We start from the raw sequence: 18,866 nt of genomic DNA, 5'->3' as shown, positions 1-18,866 counted from the left end.
CCCATGATTTCGGATACCTTTATCAAACGTCCGCGCATGGCGATGGTCGTGTCGCTGGTCATCACCCTGGCCGGCGCCATCGCGATCGCCGTCATGCCGACCGCGCAATACCCGGATATCGCCCCGCCAACGGTACAGGTGACGGCCACCTATTCCGGCGCCGATGCGCCAACGGTGGAAGAAAGCGTGGCACAGCAGCTCGAAAACGCGATCAACGGCGTTTCGGGCATGCGGTATATGAAGTCGACGTCGGGAAGCGACGGCTCCTACCGCCTGAATGTCAGTTTCGACCTGAGCCAGGACCCGGACATCGCCACCGTCAACGTGCAAAACCGGGCCAGCCTGGTTGAAACCAAGTTGCCGGAAGAAGTTCGATCAACAGGTTTGTCGATCAAAAAGGTTTCGACCAGCCTGTTGCAGGTGTTCATGTTCTATTCGAACAACCCCGAGCACGATAACCTGTTTCTTTCCAACTTCGTCACCATCTCGATCCTGGACGAGTTGAAGCGCGTTCCCGGCGTTGGCGATGTTACCATTTTTGGCGCGCAGGATTATTCCATGCGCATTTGGCTCGATCCGCAAAAGCTCGCCAATTATGAGCTCTCCAGTGCGGAAATCATCGCCGCGATCAAGTCTCAGAACCTCCAGGCCGCGGCCGGCCGGATCGGTGCGGCGCCGCTCAGCAAGGACCAGCGGCTGCAGTTGACGGTCACCACCAAGGGCCGCCTGACCTCCGCCGAGGAATTCGAGAACATCGTGCTTCGCAGCGACAGCAACGGCGCGCTGGTCCGGATCAAAGACATCGGGCGCGTCGAGTTGGACGCGGCCAACTACGATACCACGGCCCGGTTCGAGGGCCGCCCCGTCGCCGCCATCGGCATCTATCTGTCGCCTGGCGCCAATGCGGTTGCGGTCGCCAAAGCGGTGGCCCAGCGCCTGGAGGATCTGAAACCCCGCTTCCCCGAAGGCGTAACCTACGCCTATATCTACAACACGGCCGAGTTCGTCTCGGCGATGATGGACAAGGTCGTTCACACCCTGGTGGAAGCGTTCATCCTGGTCGCCATCGTCGTGTTTGTCTTCCTCGGCCGCCTGCGCCCGACCGTGATTCCGCTGCTGGCGGTGCCGGTTGCCGTGATCGGCACCTTTGCGGTGCTGCTGGCGTTTGGCTACTCGGCCAACACCATATCCCTCCTCGCCTTGGTCCTGGCCATCGGCATCGTCGTCGACGACGCCATCATCGTGGTCGAGAATGTCGAACGGGTGATGGAGGAAGAACCGCACCTTTCGCCCGCCGAAGCGACCCACAAGGCCATGGCCGAAATCACCGGCCCGGTGATCGCCATCACCTTGGTGTTGCTGTCGGTGTTCGTGCCGATCGCCTTCCTGCCCGGCTCCAGCGGCGTGTTGTTCCGCCAGTTCGCCATCACGATTTCTGCGGCGATGGTGATTTCGGCCATCAACGCGCTGACGCTATCCCCTGCCCTCTGCACCCTCATCCTGCGGCCTGGCCATCCTGGCCGCATCATGCGCGTCGTCACCAACGGCATCAATCGGGTCGGCGACGGCTATGGCTGGGTCGTGGCCCGCCTGGTGCGCGTCGCCGTGATGAGCATCGTGCTGGTCGCTGCCCTGGCAGGCGGCACCTTGTATATGTTCTCCACGACGCCGTCCGGCTTCCTGCCGGAAGAAGACCAGGGCTATATCATGGCGGTGTTCGGGCTGACGCCCGGCGCGTCGCTCAACCGGACGGAAGCCGCAGCAGCAAAGGCGCAGAAAATCGTCAGCGCCGATCCGGCAGTGCAGACCGTGGTCTCGGTGGCCGGCTTCGATTTCCTGGGCGGCGGCGCATCGTCAAGTTCCGGCATCCTGTTCATCCGGTTGAAGCCCTATGAGGAGCGGGTCACGCCGGACCTGCACGCCACGGCCGTGGTGAACCGCCTGACCCGGTCTCTCGCCCCCCTGACGGAAGGCTATTTCCTGCCGCTGAACCCACCTGCCATCTCCGGCATCGGCCAGACCGGCGGGTTCGAGTACATCCTCGAAGGGTTGACCGGCCAATCGCCCAGCGAAATGGCGGCGACCATGCGCAACATCATCGTTCAGGCGAACCAACGGCCGGAACTGCAACGGGTGTTCTCCACCTTCGACGCGTCGACCCCCCAGGTCCGGCTGGATATCGACCGGGACAAGGTGCAGGTGCTGGGCCTGAAGCTGTCCGATGTGTTCCAGGCGCTGCAAACCACGCTGGGCGGGTTCTACGTCAACGACTTCAACCTGTTCGGCAGAACCTGGACCGTGCGGCTGCTGGGCGAGAAGCAGTTCCGCAACACCATCGACTCGATCTACGACATCAAGGTCAAGAGCAACACCGGCGCCATGGTCCCCATGTCGGCGGTGGCGCGGGCCACGTTGGAGGTCGGCGCCCGGTCGATCGTGCGCTACAACAACTATCGTGCGATCTCCATCAATGGCAGTGCCGGCCCCGGCTATGGCGACGGCGATGCCATCGCGGCGATGGAGGACCTGTCGAATAAGGACCTTCCGCGCGGCTATGCCTACGAATGGACCGGCCAGGCCCTGGAGCAGGTCGAGTCGGCGGGGCAAACGCCGATCGTGATCGGGTTTGCGATCGTGTTCGCCTTCCTCTTTCTGGTGGCGCTGTACGAAAGCTGGAACGTGCCGATCCCGGTGCTGCTATCGGTCGTGGTCGCGGTGCTGGGGGCGATGATCGGCGTTCAGTTGGCCGATATGAGCTTCGTGCTCTACGCCCAGATCGGCATCGTCGTGCTGATCGCCCTGGCCGCCAAGAACTCGATCCTGATGACCGAGTTCTCGCTGGCGCGACGGGCCGAAGGACAAAGCATCCAGCAATCCGCGGTCACCGGCGCCCACCAGCGCTTCCGCCCGGTGATGATGACCAGCTTCGCCTTCATCGCCGGCCTGATCCCGTTGGTGGTCGCACAAGGCCCCGGTGCGGACAGCATGTTCGCCGTGGGCATGCCGGTGTTGTTCGGCATGTTGGCCTCGGCGATGTTCGGCATCTTCATGATCCCGATGCTCTATGCGGTGTTCGAATGGATTCGGGAGCGGAAAATCTTCGGCGGCCACAAGCTCTTCCCGAACGCCGACCAGGACGGGGAGCCGGGGCCGCGCTCCGGGACCGAGCCTTCTCACGGCGCGGGAGGGACCGCCACTTAGGCGCCCTCTCCCACCGTCTTGCCGGGCCGTGAGCGGCCCTGCAAACCGAAAACGCCAGCCCCGAAGGGCTGGCGTTTTTTGTTGGCGGCAGGCCGATCCGGAACCGGCATGCGGCCCGAGCGGCTTTGCTCAGCCGCCGAAGGACACCGTCATCTCGGCACACAAATGCCCGTGCCGGTCGGCGATCCAGCAAGCCTCGTTGGTCCCCTCGTGCCGGCCGAGAATGGTCACGGTATCGCCGACATTGATCGGCTTGGTCAGGCGGGCGTCGAGACCGTCGATCACGCCGCCATTGTGCCGGCACGCCGCATCGGTGACCGTCTGCATGGTGAGGCCGCCATTCTGCACCGTGTGCGGATAGCCCTCCACGTCGCGGGTATAGTCCGCGTCATAGTGAATGCGATGGGCGTTCCACGTCACCGCGGAATAGCGGAAGTTCAGCGCTTCGCTGAAATGGTGCGTTTCCTGCCAATCGCTCTCGGTGGGCGCCTCGCGGAACGCCGTCGTGGACGATTTTTGCCCTGGCGGCACCGCCTCGCGATAAATGGCATCGAATTCGTCGACGGCGATGGTCTTGCCGCCGCTCTCGAAGGTCAGCTTCATGGTCAGGATGACGATATTGCCGGACCGGCCACTTTTCGGGATGATCGCCGCCACCTCGGCAATCTTGCGCGCCGGTTGCCCGACCACGAGATTGCCCATGATCCTGACCCGGCGCCCGGCGCCCATGCGGCGCGGCAACGGAATCGGCGGCAGGAAGACGCCTTTGTTCGGGTGGCCGTCCGGGCCGATATCGTCCTGGCGGCAGATATCCGGAAAGAACATGTTGAACCATTGCCGGGGCACCGCATCCCCATTCCGGAAGCTGCCGGGATCGACATTCATGGTCGCGGCCGCGCGTTGCACCGATGTCAGTCCCATCTCGTCCTCGACGATGCGCTGACGTCCGACCCATTTTTCCAGTTCCGGCATGGCGGCTTGAACGTCGGGATTCATTGGCTCTGTATCTCCTTGTGCGTGGGGGTGGGGATTATCGGTGAATCCCAGAGCGATGGAAAGCGCCGCCCATGCGGGCAGGACGCGAGGCATCGACGGCACCGGGATCAATCTTGCCAACCCAAAGATTGATTCAGATCAAAGTATAAACATAATGTATTATGGATATAATCGTCATATCTGTAATATATTATTGCCGCCTTTTGAATTATCCCAATTTGTCGCATGTGAATATTACTGCATCATTTTCGCCATTTGTTGCCGTCAAACGGGCCGAAAGTTTGACATGCCTGGCGATGTGCGTTTTCCGTTTGTCCCAAAAATACTCCTCGATTGACATAAAAATAACGTAATATGTATACCAATATATGTGTAAGTTTGTGAAAATTATCTTGAAAGTATTAGGGTAATCTAAGTAAATTCTTTATCTGAATCCTTTGCGTTTTACAAAGACCCATGCCATATCGCTAAAAGCCAACAAACAAGAAAATCTTGGCAGGAGTATCATGGGTCAAATCATTACAGTTTCGTCGTACGACGAATTGCGCAGTGCTGCCCTGAACGCAGTGGATGGCGACACGATCGTCATCGCCGAGGGCAACTACACCCCCGACCGCGGCTATTACCTGGATCCGGTCACTGGGGAGCCAACCAGCCGGATACCGGTGGATATCAGGATCTCCGCGAGCATCACCATCAAGGGCGATGGCGCCGGCGCGGTCTTCGATACCGGTCTGGAACGCAATGCCGACGGCACAGTATCCGGTCAGACGAGTGTCTCGAAAGGTCTGTTCGTTATTTCCGGCGATGCGTCCCAGTCGGTCACGATCGAGAATATCACCTTCCGCAACTTCCATTCGACCAGTCGCAATGGCGCCGGCGTCCGGATCGAAAGCGGCGATGTCACCGTCGTCAACTCCGTCTTCGAGGGCAATGACGACGGCGTGCTCGGAACCCAGGTCGAAGGCCGGGAGGGCACCGTTCGCATCATCGGGTCGGAGTTTTCGGAAAACGGCTATATCAACGGCAAATCGCACGCCATCTACGTCCACGCCAATGCCCTCTTCGTCGAGAATTCCACCATTCACGACACGGTCGGCGGGCACGCCGTCAAAAGCACGGCCTACTACACCGAAGTCACCGGCTCCAACATCTCCGACGGAACCAATAGCACTGGCCTGGAGCCCGGAAATCTTTTGATCGACATCACCGCCGGCGGCGATGTTCTGATCGCGAACAACACCATCACCCGCGAACAGTCCGGCATCGGCCCGGGGATCATCAACTACACGGCGGCTCGCTACGGTAACGAGCCCGGCGATTCCGTCGTGATCCGCGATAATGTGCTGGTCAACAACCGGTTGGACCTCGATCCGACCGACAATGCCGACAATGCGCCGTACATCATCATGAACCGGACGGATACGTTGGCTGTTGTCGAGAACAATACGATCTCCGGGTTCAACAATACTCACCTGATATTCGGCCTCGCCCAATTGTCCGGCAATACGGAACTGGTCGATGGCGCAACCGGCACACTCCCCATCGCCGATTTCCGGTTCGGCCAGGATGCCGTGTTGGGAACCAGCGCCGACGACACCTACGAGTTGCCAGTCAGCTACCTGGAGGAAACCACCCCCTATAACGGTATGGGCGGCGACGACACGATTACCGGTCAGAACGGCCGCGACACCATTTTCGGCGGCGACGGCAACGACACCATCCGCGGGGGCTTCGGCTCGGATTTTCTGTTCGGTGACGCCGGCGACGACTGGATCGAACCCGGCAGGGCGCAGAGTGGTGGCACCGATTATGCGTTCGGCGGCGACGGCAACGACGTGATTATCGGAGACTGGGTCGGCCTCATGTTCGCGCTGGGCGGCACCGGCAATGACATTCTGATCAGCGGAAGCTATCGGGATATGCTGGGTGGGAATGCCGGCGACGACGTCCTGATCGGCAACAGCGGCACCGACCGCCTGTCCGGCGGCGCTGGCAACGACATCCTCTATGGCGGTGGCGGCAACGACGAGTTGCAGGGCGGAGACGGGATCGATGTCTCGATCTACGCGTCCGTGGCCGCCGACTATCAGATCGGGCAATATGGCTGGGGCACCTACTACGTCAACGCCCCCGACAGCGGCGAGGCCGGAAACGAGCAGGTTCACAACGTTGAAATCCTCCAGTTCGCCGACTCGTATTATTCGATCGAAGACGGACAGTACCACGACGGTTTCTACCAAGCGGCGCTCTCGGCCTTCTACGGGCCGGACGCGGTCAATCTCGCCACCGACACCATCACCCCAGAGGACGTGGCCCGCCTGCGCGCCATTGTCGGCTACGACACCGTCACCACGGGCGATCCCCTGATCACCCCCACGATCGCCCCACCCGAATTGACCGACGCCTTGCCGAGATGGACTGCGATCGGCGGTACGATGCGCGCGGACGAGCTGGTCGGCACGGATGAAAACAATATTTTCCGCCACGCCCAGCATCTCAACGAAACCAAGCAGGACATCCTCTCGGGCGGCAACGGTCACGACATCTATCTGACCGGAGAAAACGACACGGTCATCGAACAGGGCGACGCCGGTGTCGACACGATTATCAGCGATGTCTCGGTCACCATGGCCGAGAACACCGAAATTCTGATTCTCACCGACAGGTATACCAAGGCTCCGGTATCCCAGGGGGACGGCAATGCCGCCGACAACCTGATGCTGGGCAGTGACGTCTTCGACATCATCAATGGCAATGACGGAAACGACGTCCTGTACGGTGCAAGCGGAGACGACTGGCTCGATGGCGGCAACGGACACGATACGGCGATGTTCGGCGGGGCATTCGCAACCTATGCCATCATGCCGACGGACCAGGCATCCGCGGTCCAGGTCACGGATCTGTTCGGCTCCGACGGGATGGACCAGGTCAGCAATGTCGAGACCCTGAAGTTCAGCGACGGTGCCTTCGATGTCGCGACGGGCACGTTTACGGCGCTGGCGATGGAGCAAGCCAGCCACGTCGACATGACCAACGGTGCGGCCGACAATCAGGCGCTGGATGTGCTGGAGCAGCTCGATTTCAGCGCGGCCTCGATCACGATGATCACCGGCGATATCGGCGACACGCTCACCCTGAACATGGTGCCGTTGGTGGAGATGAACGACACCTACACCGACGCGGACGCAACCTACGCGCATTACAGCTATGGTCTGGCGGACGTGTTTGTCGACACCGATATCGCGGTGGAGGCTCAGTCGATCTGGTATCTGTCTTGATAGACCCTCTATGACCGGCTGCCATCCGCGCCTCTGCGCGGCGGCCGCCGGTCACCGTGGTACCGACCCGGCGCGGCACAGCCTCCGCGCCGGGTTTGCGTGTGGGGCAAACGCGCTTGTCCCTCGGCACGAGCCCTGTCCCCGTCTCGCCGCCGGCCTGCGTCCCGCTCTTGGCAAATGCCGTCGGCTGCCGGACTCCGACCGTGTTGCAGGGAGCCTTTGACAGTTGCCGGCAGAATGCTAGAAGAGCGCCAACTGTGACACGAAGGTGCTATTCGCCTTCGAGGGAGGAAATTCGCATGGCAGACGCAGCCCCCCCGCCGGGGTTAAGTGAACGCGACCGGGTGCACGGCTGGGTCCGCACGCTCACGATCATCATGGGCGTGATCGGCATCTACCTGGCAATGAACCAAGTGTTCAACTGGCAGTTCTTCGGACTGCTGTTGATCATCGACACCTCGTTCTTCTATGTCATGCTCGGCATCTTCATGAGCATGGTCTATCTCGTCTATGGCTTCAAGGGCGAGACAACAGGACGAATATCCATCATCGATTGGATACTCTTCGCCCTGACGCTCTTCTGTGCGGGCTTCATGGCCTACAATGGCGAGCGGATCATCCAGGAAGGCTGGGACCTGTTGGCCCCGCCCGACGCGACGATCATTGCCGGCGTGATCTGCGTCCTGGCGCTGGAGGCGGTGCGGCGCGCCGGCGGCTGGATCCTGTTCGGCGTCTGCCTGTTCTTCTTCCTCTACCCTCTGTTCGCCGAATACATGCCGGGCTTCCTCTGGGGACCGGAAAGCGCGGTCGAGGAATTCGTGCGCCAGCACGCGCTCGGCACCGAGTCAATCATCGGCCTTCCCATGCGCGTGGTCACCAACCTGCTGATCGGCTTCCTGATCTTCGGTTCGGCCCTGGTCGTGACCGGCGGCGGCGAGTTCTTCATGGCCTTTGCCACGGCTTTGCTGGGCAAAAGCCGTGGCGGCCCGGCCAAGGTGGCCATTCTGTCGTCCGGCTTCTTTGGCTCGCTGTCGGGCTCGGTGATCTCCAACGTGGTCACCACCGGCCAGATCACCATCCCGACCATGAAGCGCATCGGCTATCCCGCCACCTATGCGGGCGCGGTCGAGGCCTGCGCCTCGACCGGTGGTGCGCTGATGCCGCCGGTGATGGGCGCCGTCGCCTTCATCATGGCGGAGTTCCTGAACGTCTCGTACTCGACAGTGGTCATTGCGGCCCTGGTGCCGGCGGTGCTGTTCTATCTGGCGCTGCTGTTGCAGGCCGACAACTATGCCGCCCGCAACGGCCTGAAGGGCCAGCCGGCCGAGGAGATTCCGCGCCTGCGGGACGTCGTCAAGGACGGCTGGTACTATCTCTTCAGCCTGATCATGCTGGTCTACATGCTGATTTTCATGCGGATCGAGGCGTTCGCCCCGTATTTCGCGACCGGCGTGCTGATCGTCACCTGCGCGATCTTCAAGAAGGGCGAGCACCGCTTCGGCTTCCGTCACCTGATCGAACTGGTCCTCGACGCCACCAAGAACATCGTCAACATCGTTGGCATCCTGGTCGGCATCGGCATGATCGTCGGCTCGCTCAGCTATACCGGCGTCGGCCCGGCCTTCTCGGGCGAGTTGCTGCAATTCGCCGGCGACAATGTCATCCTGCTGCTGGTGCTGGGCGCGATCACCAGCTTCATCCTGGGCATGGGCATGACCGTCAGCGCCTGCTACATCTTCCTCGCCCTGGTCATGGGCCAGGCCGTGGTGGATGCGGGCCTCGACCGGGTGGCCGGCCACCTGTTCATCCTCTACTGGGGCATGATGAGCTATATCACGCCGCCGGTGGCGGTGGCGGCCGTGGCGGCCTCGACCATTGCCGGCTCGCACCCGATGAAAACCGGCGTGATGGCGATGCGCCTGGGCATCATCCTGTTCATCCTGCCCTTCCTGTTCGTGCTGAACCCGACGCTGATCCTGCACGGCGAGACCCTGGCCATCATCCACGACGTGACGACGGCGGTGATCGCGGTCTGGCTGATTTCGTCCGCCCTGGAAGGCTGGCTGTACTGGGTCGGTCGGATCGATTGGCTGGTACGGGCACCGCTGTTGGTCGCCGGCGCGGTCCTGCTCTATCCGGGCACGTACAGCGACCTGATCGGGGCGGCCATCCTCGCGGCCATCTACGCCTATGGCCTGATGATCGTGAAGCCCAGGGCCAAGGCCGAGGCCGCGTGATCCTGGCAATGCCCGTGGGGGGCTGGTAGGTTGGGTCCGAACCCTTTCGTTCGGGAAACGTCCATGCCTACCAGAACCCTTGCGGGCTTGTTGGCCGCCGCGGCGGAGAGCGCGCCCGCCGTTCCGGCACTGATCGAGGCGGGCCGCACCACCTCCTACGCGGCGCTGGACGACCTGAGCCGGCGCTTCGCCACCGGCCTCTCCGCCCTGGGCCTGGGCCAGGGCGACCGCATCGCCCTCTGGCTGCCGAATACGCCCGCGCACTATGCCCTCACCTTCGCCGTCTGGCGGATGGGCGCGACCGTGGTCGGCGTCAACACCCGCTTCCGGGCCAAGGAGGTGGAGGACATTGTCGGCCGCACCGGTGCCCGCGCGCTGGTGTTCTGGCCCGGCTTCAAGGACATCGACTTCGAGGCCATCCTGGCCGCCATCGACCCGGCCGCCCTTCGCGGCCTGGAAATGGTCATCGCCCATGATGTCGACGGCGCGCCGAACGTACCGGCGAGCGTGCTGGGGCGTCCGGTGCATCGCCTCTCCGCCCTGGCGGACGCGGCCCCCATGGCCGAAGACCATGGCGGCCCGGACGTGCCCGCCCAGATCTTCACCACCTCCGGCACCACGTCGGCGCCGAAATTCGTCCTGCACGCCCATGCCTCGCTGGAAGAGCATGCGCAGCGTGTCTCGGCCCACTGGCGGATGCAGGCGCCGGACGCGGTGTTCTTCCAGACCGCGCCGCTGTGCGGCACCGTCGGCCTGGTCAACCTGACCCTCTCCGCCGCGGCCCGAACGCCCCAGGTCATCCAGGCCCTGTTCGATCCGGCCGAGGCAGGGGAGTTGATCAAACGCCACAAGGTCACCCATCTCGTCATCACCGACGAGGTGCTGGTGCGTATGCTGGAAGGCGAGGCGGAACAACGCCCCTACCCGTCCCTGCGCCTCGTCATCGCCTTCGGCGTGAACCCGCCGCTGCCATCGCACCGGGAGGCGTTCGAGCGCGCCGGCATCTATGCCAATAACGCCTTCGGCATGAGCGAGTGCCTGGCCTATATGGCGCTTCGCCCGCGCGACGTGCCGCTGGCCGAAGCGATGTTCGGCGGCGGCTTTCCGGTGAACCCGGCGAGCGGCATCCGCGTGCGCGACCAGGAAACCGGCGACCTCTGCCCGCCCGGCGTTCCGGGGGAGATCGAGGTGTCGGGCCCGACCCTGATGCTGGAGTATGCGGACAATCCGGAGGCCAACGCCAGGGCCTGGACCGAGGATGGCTGGCTGCGCACCGGCGATCTCGGCCAGATGCGCGAGGACGGATGCCTGGTTTATCTCAGCCGCATCAACGACATGCTGCGCCTCTCCGGTTTTCTGGTCAGCCCGGCGGAAATCGAAGCGGAGCTGGAAAAGGAGCCGGGCATCGCCAAGGCGCAGGTGATCTCCATCAACACCGCGCGGGGTGTGCGTGCCTTCGGCTTCGTCGAACTGAAACCGGACGCCGACTTCGACGAACAGGCGCTGATCGCCCGTTGCCGCCGCAATCTCGCCAATTACAAATGCCCGGTGCGGGTTGTCGCCGTGGAGGAATGGCCGCTCGCGATCAGCCCGAACACCATCAAGATCCAGCGGGTCAAGCTGCGTGAGTGGGCGGAAGCGCACCAGGCCAGCGCCCACGAAACCGCCGCCGAATAGGCGCAGTCCAAACCGCCGCTCCGGCGGGAACCGAGGAACCCTGTCATGATCCAAGGCCAGCATCGCTTCACCCGCATGGACAATGTCTGGTTCGGCACTCCGGCCGCCGAGGCGATTGCCAAGGAATCCGCCAGCCGCGGCGCGAAGCGGGTGTTCATCGTCGGCTCCCGCTCCCTCTATGAGCGCACCGAGGAGATCGCTCGCGCGGAATTCGATCTCGGCAACCGCCACGCCGGCACATTCGTCGGCATCCCGGCACACTCGCCGCGCGACGCCGTGATCGAGTGCGCGAAACAGGCCGAGGCCGCCGGCGCCGACCTGCTGGTCACCTTCGGCGGCGGCAGCGTCACCGACGCGACCAAGGTCGTGCAGATCTGCCTGAAGCACAAAGTGTTCACCGTGGAGGGCCTGGACGACTACCACGTGCGCACCTCCACCGACGGCAAGAACATCGCCCCGGAGTTCGACGGCCCGGACGTCCGCCAGATCAGCGTGCCGACCACGCTATCGGGAGGCGAATTCAACCCGCTGGGCGGCTGCACCGACCAGCGCACCAAGGTGAAGCAGGGCTATACCCACCCGGATCTGGTCCCGGTCTCGGTGATCCTCGACCCGGCGCCGACGGTTCACACGCCGGAATGGCTCTGGCTCTCCACCGGCGTCCGCGCCGTCGACCATTGCGTCGAGGGACTGTGCTCGCCCTTCCTGAACCCCTATGCCGAGGGCGCCTTGCTGCATGGCCTGCGGCTGCTGGCGAACGGCCTGCCGGCGGTGAAGGCGGACGCCAGCAATCTCGACGCCCGGCTGCAATGCCTGATGGGGGCCTGGATGTCGATGACCGGTAACATTCCCAAGGGCATCAGCCACGCCATCGGCCATATCCTGGGCGGAACCTGCGACGTGCCGCACGGCTACACCTCGTGTGTGATGCTGCCGGCCGCCCTGAAATGGAACGAGGGCGTGACCGCGCCCCGCCAGGCGCTGGTCAGCGAGGCCATGGGCCGTCCGGGCGAGCCGGCGTCGGAGGTGGTCGGCGACTTCATCGCCGGCCTGGGCATGCCCCGCTCGCTGTCGGCCGTGGACGTCTCGCCGGAGCAATACGACCTGATCGCCCAGAACACCATGCACGACCGCTGGACCCACACCAACCCGCGCCGGGTCCATGGCGAGGCCGACATTCTCGAAGTCCTGCGCCTCGCGGAGTGAGGGCGCGGAGCCGCGCTTCCCGGCGCGCTCCGGCCTTCCCTGTGCGCGGCTTCTTCTTCTCCCGCCTGCGCGGAAGAGGCGGGAGAAGAAAAAGCCCGGCCGCGTATCCCTCCCGGCACGGGGTCCCGGGTCAGGCCCGGGAAAGCGGTGTGCGAGAGCCGCCCCGGCGGCCCTAGCGGCCCTACTCCGCCGCCTTGAGCCCATCCTCGTGCACACGGCCGAGCGGGTCCTGGAAGCGCTCCATCATCACGTCTTCCACGGTCTTGTTCGCATCGGTGAGCCAGCTTCCGGGCCGCGCGCGATAGGCCTGGTGCAGGGTCGGCGCCACGGGCTCCTGCCCGTCCAGCAATTCCCGCGCGCCGCGCAGCATCTTGGTGCGGAAGCGCACCACGGCGGAATCCGTGCCGGTCAGGATCTCCCTGGTGCGGTCGACGATCGGTCCCTGGCTGTGCTGGATCATCGAGTCCTGCTCCGCCAGACCCTTCACGCCGGTATAGGTGCGGTGCTTCTGCTCGTCCCGGTCGATCATGAAGTCGTTGTGGACATTGCGCACCGGCACGTAATTCTCGTCCTTCTCGCACACCAGCGCCCAGCCGGCGGCCAGCTTGGTGCGTTCCTCGTTGGTCAGCGGACGGTCCGGATTCCAGGCATAGGCATAAGCCCAGCAGGCCGTGTCCGAGATCGGCACCACCGTAAAGCCGTGATAGGTCTCGCCCGGCAGGGTCGAGGGGCCGGTGCCGTGGGTCGGCAGCAGGAACTGGGTCATGCGCCAGTATTTCTTGTCGTCGGCCTTGCGCGCGCCGGCGACGACGAAGCCGCATTCGTGCTCCAGCACGTCGAACTGCGGCATCGGATCGTCGCGCATCCAGCGCAGCCGCTTCTCGTCCGCCTGGCTGTGCGCGTGGGTGGTCTCGGCCACCGTCGGCGCCGGCATGTGCAGGAAGCTGAAATGCGCCGTATCCAGGTCGCCTTCCATGATCTGCGCCCAGTTGCACTCGAACAACTGCTTGGTCACATAGCGCTGCGACGGCGGCAGCATGGCAAATTCCAGGAGCGGCAATTCCGGCAACTGCCCGCCGGGCAGCTTGCCGGCCGCCGGCCCCAGATAGGCCCAAACGATCTCGCCGAATTCCCGCACCGGATAGGCCTTGGTGCGCACGGTCTTGTGCAGGTTGCTGTCGGCCGGCACGTTCGGCAGGTCCATGGCCTTGCCGTGGCGGTCGAACTTCCAACCGTGATAAACGCAGCGCAGGCCGCATTCCTCGTTGCGCCCGAAGAACATGTGGGCGCCGCGGTGCGGGCAGCGGGCGTCGATCAACCCCAGTTCGCCCTCGCTGTCGCGGAAGGCGACCAGTTCCTCGCCCATGATATTGACGCGGACCGGCGGGCCATCGGCCTCCCGCACTTCCTCGACCAGCGCCACCGGCAACCAGAACCGCCGGAAATACTCGCCCATCGGCGTGCCGGGGTCGGTCTGGGTCAGCATGTCGTTCTGTTCGCGACTGAGCATGGGCGGCGGTCCTCCAGGGCGGGTTTTTTCGATTGGCCCGAGTATACCCACCTCACACACGGGTTTGGAGTCGGGATTGCGCCGGATCCGCCGCCGGTTAGTGCGGGCGATGCGACGGTCGATGTTCCCTGGCACGTCCGTTAAACAAATCGATATAGACATCCACGGCGGCCGAAATCCGTTGCCGGGCGGCCGAGACCGCCTGCCCGTCGGCCGGGAATCCGAGATTCGGATCGGCACCGCCGAGCAACAGCGCCTTGACCGACCCGGTCCGACCGCTGGCGGCGGCAAGATGGAGCGGCGTCACCCCGCGGGCATCGCGGGCGTTCGGGTCCGCGCCGGCGCCGATCAGAAGGGGAATGGCATCCGCCTTGCCCAGCGCAGCGGCGTAATGAAGCGGCGTCAGGCCGGCGATATCCGCCGTGTCCGCCCGCGCCCCCGCGCGCAACAGCATGCGGACCATGTCCGCATCGCCGGCGATCACCGCGTCGTGCAACGGCTCCGCCCGCACCGGCCACGCCGGGACGGCCACGGTTAGCAGCACTGCCAGGGCGAGTCCGAAGCGGCGGGAGAGACCAAAGGGCATGGCGGGCGGGCCTCCCGGAACGGCGGGCAAAGCGCGATCCTACCGCCCGGGCCTTGCCGGCCCGTAAATGTCCACCATAAAAACCCCGGCGTGCGGGTCGCGCGCCGGGGGTATGGAAACCCACGCGGGAGGTCCCGGATCGGCGCTGACGCGCCGTCCGGGAAAGCTTTGCGGATGAAGTGGTTAGCCCGCTTTCATCATGTTGCGCAGCACATACTGCAAAATGCCGCCATTCTTGTAATAGTCGACCTCGTCCAGCGTATCGATCCGGCAAAGCAGCTTGATCTGCTCGCTGGAGCCGTCGGCGCGGTGGATGGTGCAGTCCATTTCCATGCGCGGCTTCAACTCGGTCACGCCCGAAATGTCGAACGTCTCGGAGCCGTCCAGCTTCAGGCTTTCGCGGCTCTGGCCGTTCTGGAACACCAGCGGCAGCACGCCCATGCCCACCAGGTTCGAGCGGTGAATGCGCTCGAAGCTCTCCGTGATCACCGCGCGGATGCCCAGCAGGTAGGTGCCCTTCGCCGCCCAGTCGCGGCTGGAGCCGGTGCCGTACTCCTTGCCGCCGATGACGACCAGCGGCACGCCTTCCGCCTGATAGCGCTGCGAGGCGTCGTACATGCTCATCACCTCGCCCGACGGCAGGTGCTTGGTCACGCCGCCTTCGGTGCCCGGCGCCATCTGGTTGCGGATGCGGATATTGGCAAAGGTGCCGCGCATCATCACCTGGTGGTTGCCGCGGCGCGCACCGTAACTGTTGAAGTCGACCGGACGCACCTGATGCTCGGTCAGATACTCACCGGCCGGGCCGTTGCGGGCAATGGAGCCGGCGGGCGAGATGTGATCGGTGGTGATCGAGTCGCCCAGCACCGCCAGCGGCCGCGCGCCAACGATGTTGGACACCGCGCCCGGCTCCGCCGTCATGCCCTCGAAATAGGGTGGGTTCTGGACATAGGTGGAGCCGCTGTTCCACTGATAGGTCTCGCCACCGGACACCTTGATCGCCTGCCATTCCTTCGGGCCCTGCAGCACGTTGGCATAGCGCTCCTCGAACATCTGCTGGGTCAGGTGCTCGCGCAGCGCCGCCTGCACCTCCGCATTGGAGGGCCAGATGTCCTTCAGATAAACGTCGTTGCCGTCCTGGTCCTTGCCCAGCGAATCCGTCGCCACGTTGACCTTGAGCGAGCCGGCGATGGCATAGGCGACCACCAGCGGCGGGCTCGCCAGATAGTTCGCCTTCACCTGCGGGTGCACGCGGCCTTCGAAATTGCGGTTGCCGGACAGCACCGAACCGACGGTGATGTTGCCCTTGTCGATGGCCTCGGCGATCGGCTCCAGCAGCGGGCCGGAATTGCCGATGCAGGTGGTGCAGCCAAAGGCGACGATGTTGAAGCCGAGGGCATCCAGATCGTCCTGCAGGCCGGAATGCTCCAGATAGTCCTGGACCACCTGCGATCCGGGCGCGAGCGAGGTCTTGACCCACGGCTTGACGGTCAGCCCCTTCGCCCGCGCCTTGCGCGCCACCAGGCCGGCGGCCATCAGCACCGACGGGTTCGAGGTGTTGGTGCACGACGTGATCGCCGCAATCACCACATCGCCGGGGTCGATCTGGTAGTCGCTGCCCTCGACCGGGGTCGAGTTGCCGGTGCCCAGTTCTTCCATGGCCTTGACGATGGAGGCCGGAATGTCCGGCAGGTCGACACGGTCCTGGGGCCGCTTCGGCCCGGCCAGCGCCGGCACCACCTCGGAGAGGTTCAGGGACAGCGTGTCGGTGAACACCGGCTCGGCGGCACCGGCGGTGCGCCACATGCCCTGCGCCTTGGCATAGGCCTCGACCAGCGCGCACTGCTCGGCCGAACGGCCGGTGAAGCGCAGATAGTTGATGGTCTCGCCGTCGATCGGGAAGAAGCCGCAGGTGGCACCGTATTCCGGCGCCATGTTGGCGATGGTGGCCCGGTCGGCGAGGCTCAGATGGTCCAGGCCCTCGCCATAGAATTCGACGAACTTGCCGACCACGCCCTTGGCCCGCAGCATCTGCACGATGCGCAGCACCAGATCGGTGGCGGTGATGCCCTCGGCCATTTCACCGGTCAGCTTGAAGCCGATGACCTCCGGGATCAGCATGGAGACCGGCTGGCCCAGCATGGCCGCCTCGGCCTCGATGCCGCCGACGCCCCAGCCCAGAACGGCCAGGCCGTTCACCATGGTGGTGTGGCTGTCGGTGCCGACCAGCGTGTCCGGATAGGCGACGGTCTTGCCGTCGTCGTCCTCGGCGGTCCAGACCGTCTGGGCCAGGTATTCCAGGTTCACCTGGTGGCAGATGCCGGTGCCCGGCGGCACGACGCGGAAATTGCGGAAGGCGCTGGCGCCCCAGCGCAGGAACTCATAGCGCTCGCGGTTGCGCTCGAACTCCAGGTCGACATTCTGCTTGAACGAGTTCGCGCTGCCGTAGGAATCGATCATCACCGAGTGGTCGATGACCAGGTCAACCGGCGACAGCGGGTTGATCTTCTGCGCGTCGCCACCCAGCGAGGTGATCGCGTCGCGCATCGCCGCCAGATCGACCACCGCCGGCACGCCGGTGAAATCCTGCATCAGCACGCGCGCCGGCCGATAGGCAATTTCCGCCGTGGACTTGCGGGTGTTCAGCCAGGCCGCAAACTGCTTCACGTCGTCGACGCTGACGCTGCGGCCGTCCTCGTAGCGCAGCAGGTTTTCCGCCAGGATCTTCAGCGAGACCGGCAGACGCGACAGGTCGCCGACCTTGGCCGACGCCGCCTCCAGCGAGAAGTAGTCATACGTCTTGCCGCCAGCGTTCAACTGGCGGCGGGTGCCGAGCGTGTCTTGGCCGGTGATCGCCATCGGGCGTGTCTCCTATGGGAAATAAGGACAATTCGTCAGCGGGGGTTTTACCCTGCTTGCCGCGCACGCGCTAGCGATGCAATCGTATCAGGTCCGTGGAGGCGACGCGCCGTCGCAGCGGCGACAGGCATCGCTCCGCCAATCGGACCAGCCATCCGAACCCGCGCCGCCAGAGGGCCACTTGGCGCTCGGTGCCATAGCTGATCGCCACCACCGCGGCCAGCAAGCCGACCAGCAACAGCAGCGCATGGCCGACACTGTCACCGGTCTTGCCGAAATGGATGCCGAACAGGGTCAGAATCGGGCCGTGCGCCAGATACAGCGTGAAGGTGCAACCCGCCAGCCAGCGGATCGCCGGCGCGCTCCATCGCGGCAAGCCGACTTCCGCGTATCGGAACGCGTAGAGATGCGCCACCGCCAGCACCGCCACCGCATAGTCCGACGCGAAAAACCGGGCATCGCCCAGCGGAGACGCCGCCAAGCCGCCGAACGGCGCGCTGGATACCGCCCAAAGCCAGTGGTCCGCGCCGGTCACCTCCATGGCCGCATAGACGATGACGGTCAGCGCCATCACCGCCCGCGCCACGCCCCGAGGCATCGGCCATCGGTCCCGATAGCGGTAGAGCCAGACCCCCGCCAGCCAGACCGGCCAGAGCAGCCACAATTTGAAGCCGACAATCGCAAGCGCTGCCAGGAACAGCACCGCCCGCCAGACGCCTCGCAAATAGACGAGGAGCCCGAACAAAATATAGTACCACACCTCGAAATTCAACGACCAATAGGGAATGATGCCGAACGGCGGTTCCTGCAAAAACCAGGCATTGCCGAGGAATGCAAAATACAATCCCAAATAGCCAACAATCTGGCCCGACTGATAAAATCGCGCATAGCCCACCGTGCCGGCATGGACGTCCGCCAGCGCAATGCCCGTGGTCGCCAGCACCACCGGCAAGGCGACCGAATAGATGCGCGCCGCGCGGTCGACCAGATAGGTGCGTCCGTCCTTGCGCTCGCAGGTGTAGGCAATGACAAAGCCCGACAGCACGAAAAACAGCACCACGGCGTCCCGTCCGCTTTCGGGAAGCCAGGCCCCCAGCGACGCCGGCGCGAACCCCCATGCGTGGAAATGCGCCAGGACGACCCAGAGCGCCGCCAGGAAACGCATCGCATCCAGATAAAGAGACAACCGCGGCGTCAATCGTCCGACCTTACGCGTTCAGCACCGCCCCTGCCATGCACGCATCATGCCAAGGGCCGAAGTCTTTCCGAACAGACATTTGCCGCCCACCACACTCTATGGAACTGTAAATGCT

Annotated in this window: 10 protein-coding genes; 5 read left to right on the top strand and 5 right to left on the bottom strand. The window is 64.2% G+C overall.

The window, feature by feature from the left end; translation table 11 throughout:
• Nucleotides 1-3: 3 nt before the first annotated feature.
• Entirely contained in the window at nt 4-3,201 is a 3,198-nt protein-coding gene (locus H6844_18455; GenBank protein ID MCB9931391.1) for an efflux RND transporter permease subunit, read from the top strand.
• 129 nt (nt 3,202-3,330) lie between these two features.
• Here H6844_18455 and H6844_18450 read toward each other — a convergent pair whose 3' ends face one another.
• Nucleotides 3,331-4,197 (bottom strand): hypothetical protein, encoded by an 867-nt coding sequence (locus H6844_18450; GenBank protein ID MCB9931390.1) that lies wholly within the window; start codon nt 4,195-4,197, stop codon nt 3,331-3,333.
• A 506-nt stretch (nt 4,198-4,703) separates the two neighbouring features.
• Here H6844_18450 and H6844_18445 point away from each other — a divergent pair.
• The 4 genes from H6844_18445 to H6844_18430 all read left to right on the top strand — a co-directional run bounded on the left by H6844_18445 (nt 4,704) and on the right by H6844_18430 (nt 12,598).
• Complete coding sequence (locus tag H6844_18445; protein MCB9931389.1) at nt 4,704-7,478, top strand: hypothetical protein; 2,775 nt, start codon at nt 4,704-4,706, stop codon at nt 7,476-7,478.
• 371 nt (nt 7,479-7,849) lie between these two features.
• Nucleotides 7,850-9,715: a TRAP transporter fused permease subunit gene (locus tag H6844_18440; protein ID MCB9931388.1), complete on the top strand. Its 1,866-nt coding sequence runs from the start codon at nt 7,850-7,852 to the stop codon at nt 9,713-9,715.
• A gap of 63 nt (nt 9,716-9,778) precedes the next feature.
• Nucleotides 9,779-11,392 (top strand): AMP-binding protein, encoded by a 1,614-nt coding sequence (locus H6844_18435; protein MCB9931387.1) that lies wholly within the window; start codon nt 9,779-9,781, stop codon nt 11,390-11,392.
• 45 nt (nt 11,393-11,437) lie between these two features.
• Entirely contained in the window at nt 11,438-12,598 is a 1,161-nt protein-coding gene (locus H6844_18430) for an iron-containing alcohol dehydrogenase (GenBank protein MCB9931386.1), read from the top strand.
• 181 nt (nt 12,599-12,779) lie between these two features.
• Here H6844_18430 and H6844_18425 read toward each other — a convergent pair whose 3' ends face one another.
• From H6844_18425 to H6844_18410, 4 genes are all read right to left on the bottom strand, one after another.
• Nucleotides 12,780-14,108, bottom strand: coding sequence for a Rieske 2Fe-2S domain-containing protein (locus H6844_18425; protein ID MCB9931385.1), 1,329 nt, complete (start codon nt 14,106-14,108; stop codon nt 12,780-12,782).
• A gap of 97 nt (nt 14,109-14,205) precedes the next feature.
• Entirely contained in the window at nt 14,206-14,694 is a 489-nt protein-coding gene (locus tag H6844_18420) for an ankyrin repeat domain-containing protein (GenBank protein ID MCB9931384.1), read from the bottom strand.
• 183 nt (nt 14,695-14,877) lie between these two features.
• Nucleotides 14,878-17,553 carry an aconitate hydratase AcnA gene (gene acnA / locus H6844_18415; protein ID MCB9931383.1) on the bottom strand — a complete coding sequence of 892 codons (2,676 nt, stop codon included), beginning with the start codon at nt 17,551-17,553 and terminating at the stop codon, nt 14,878-14,880.
• A 70-nt stretch (nt 17,554-17,623) separates the two neighbouring features.
• Nucleotides 17,624-18,739, bottom strand: coding sequence for an acyltransferase (locus H6844_18410; GenBank protein MCB9931382.1), 1,116 nt, complete (start codon nt 18,737-18,739; stop codon nt 17,624-17,626).
• Nucleotides 18,740-18,866 lie beyond the last annotated feature (127 nt).

It is taken from the genome of Alphaproteobacteria bacterium (genome assembly GCA_020638555.1).
GTDB lineage: Bacteria > Pseudomonadota > Alphaproteobacteria > Bin95 > Bin95 > JACKII01.
The sequence above is the reverse complement of the archived record's forward strand: the minus strand, read 5'-3'. Positions and strand labels throughout refer to the sequence as shown.

Bases quoted from the DNA above. Each gene is read 5' to 3' on its own strand.
- H6844_18425 (MCB9931385.1), bottom strand. From the start codon at position 14,108: ATGCTCAGTCGCGAACAGAACGACATGCTGACCCAGACCGACCCCGGC.
- H6844_18450 (MCB9931390.1), bottom strand. From the start codon at position 4,197: ATGAATCCCGACGTTCAAGCCGCCATGCCGGAACTGGAAAAATGGGTC.
- H6844_18435 (MCB9931387.1), top strand. From the start codon at position 9,779: ATGCCTACCAGAACCCTTGCGGGCTTGTTGGCCGCCGCGGCGGAGAGC.
- acnA (MCB9931383.1), bottom strand. From the start codon at position 17,553: ATGGCGATCACCGGCCAAGACACGCTCGGCACCCGCCGCCAGTTGAAC.
- H6844_18430 (MCB9931386.1), top strand. From the start codon at position 11,438: ATGATCCAAGGCCAGCATCGCTTCACCCGCATGGACAATGTCTGGTTC.
- H6844_18455 (MCB9931391.1), top strand. From the start codon at position 4: ATGATTTCGGATACCTTTATCAAACGTCCGCGCATGGCGATGGTCGTG.
- H6844_18445 (MCB9931389.1), top strand. From the start codon at position 4,704: ATGGGTCAAATCATTACAGTTTCGTCGTACGACGAATTGCGCAGTGCT.
- H6844_18420 (MCB9931384.1), bottom strand. From the start codon at position 14,694: ATGCCCTTTGGTCTCTCCCGCCGCTTCGGACTCGCCCTGGCAGTGCTG.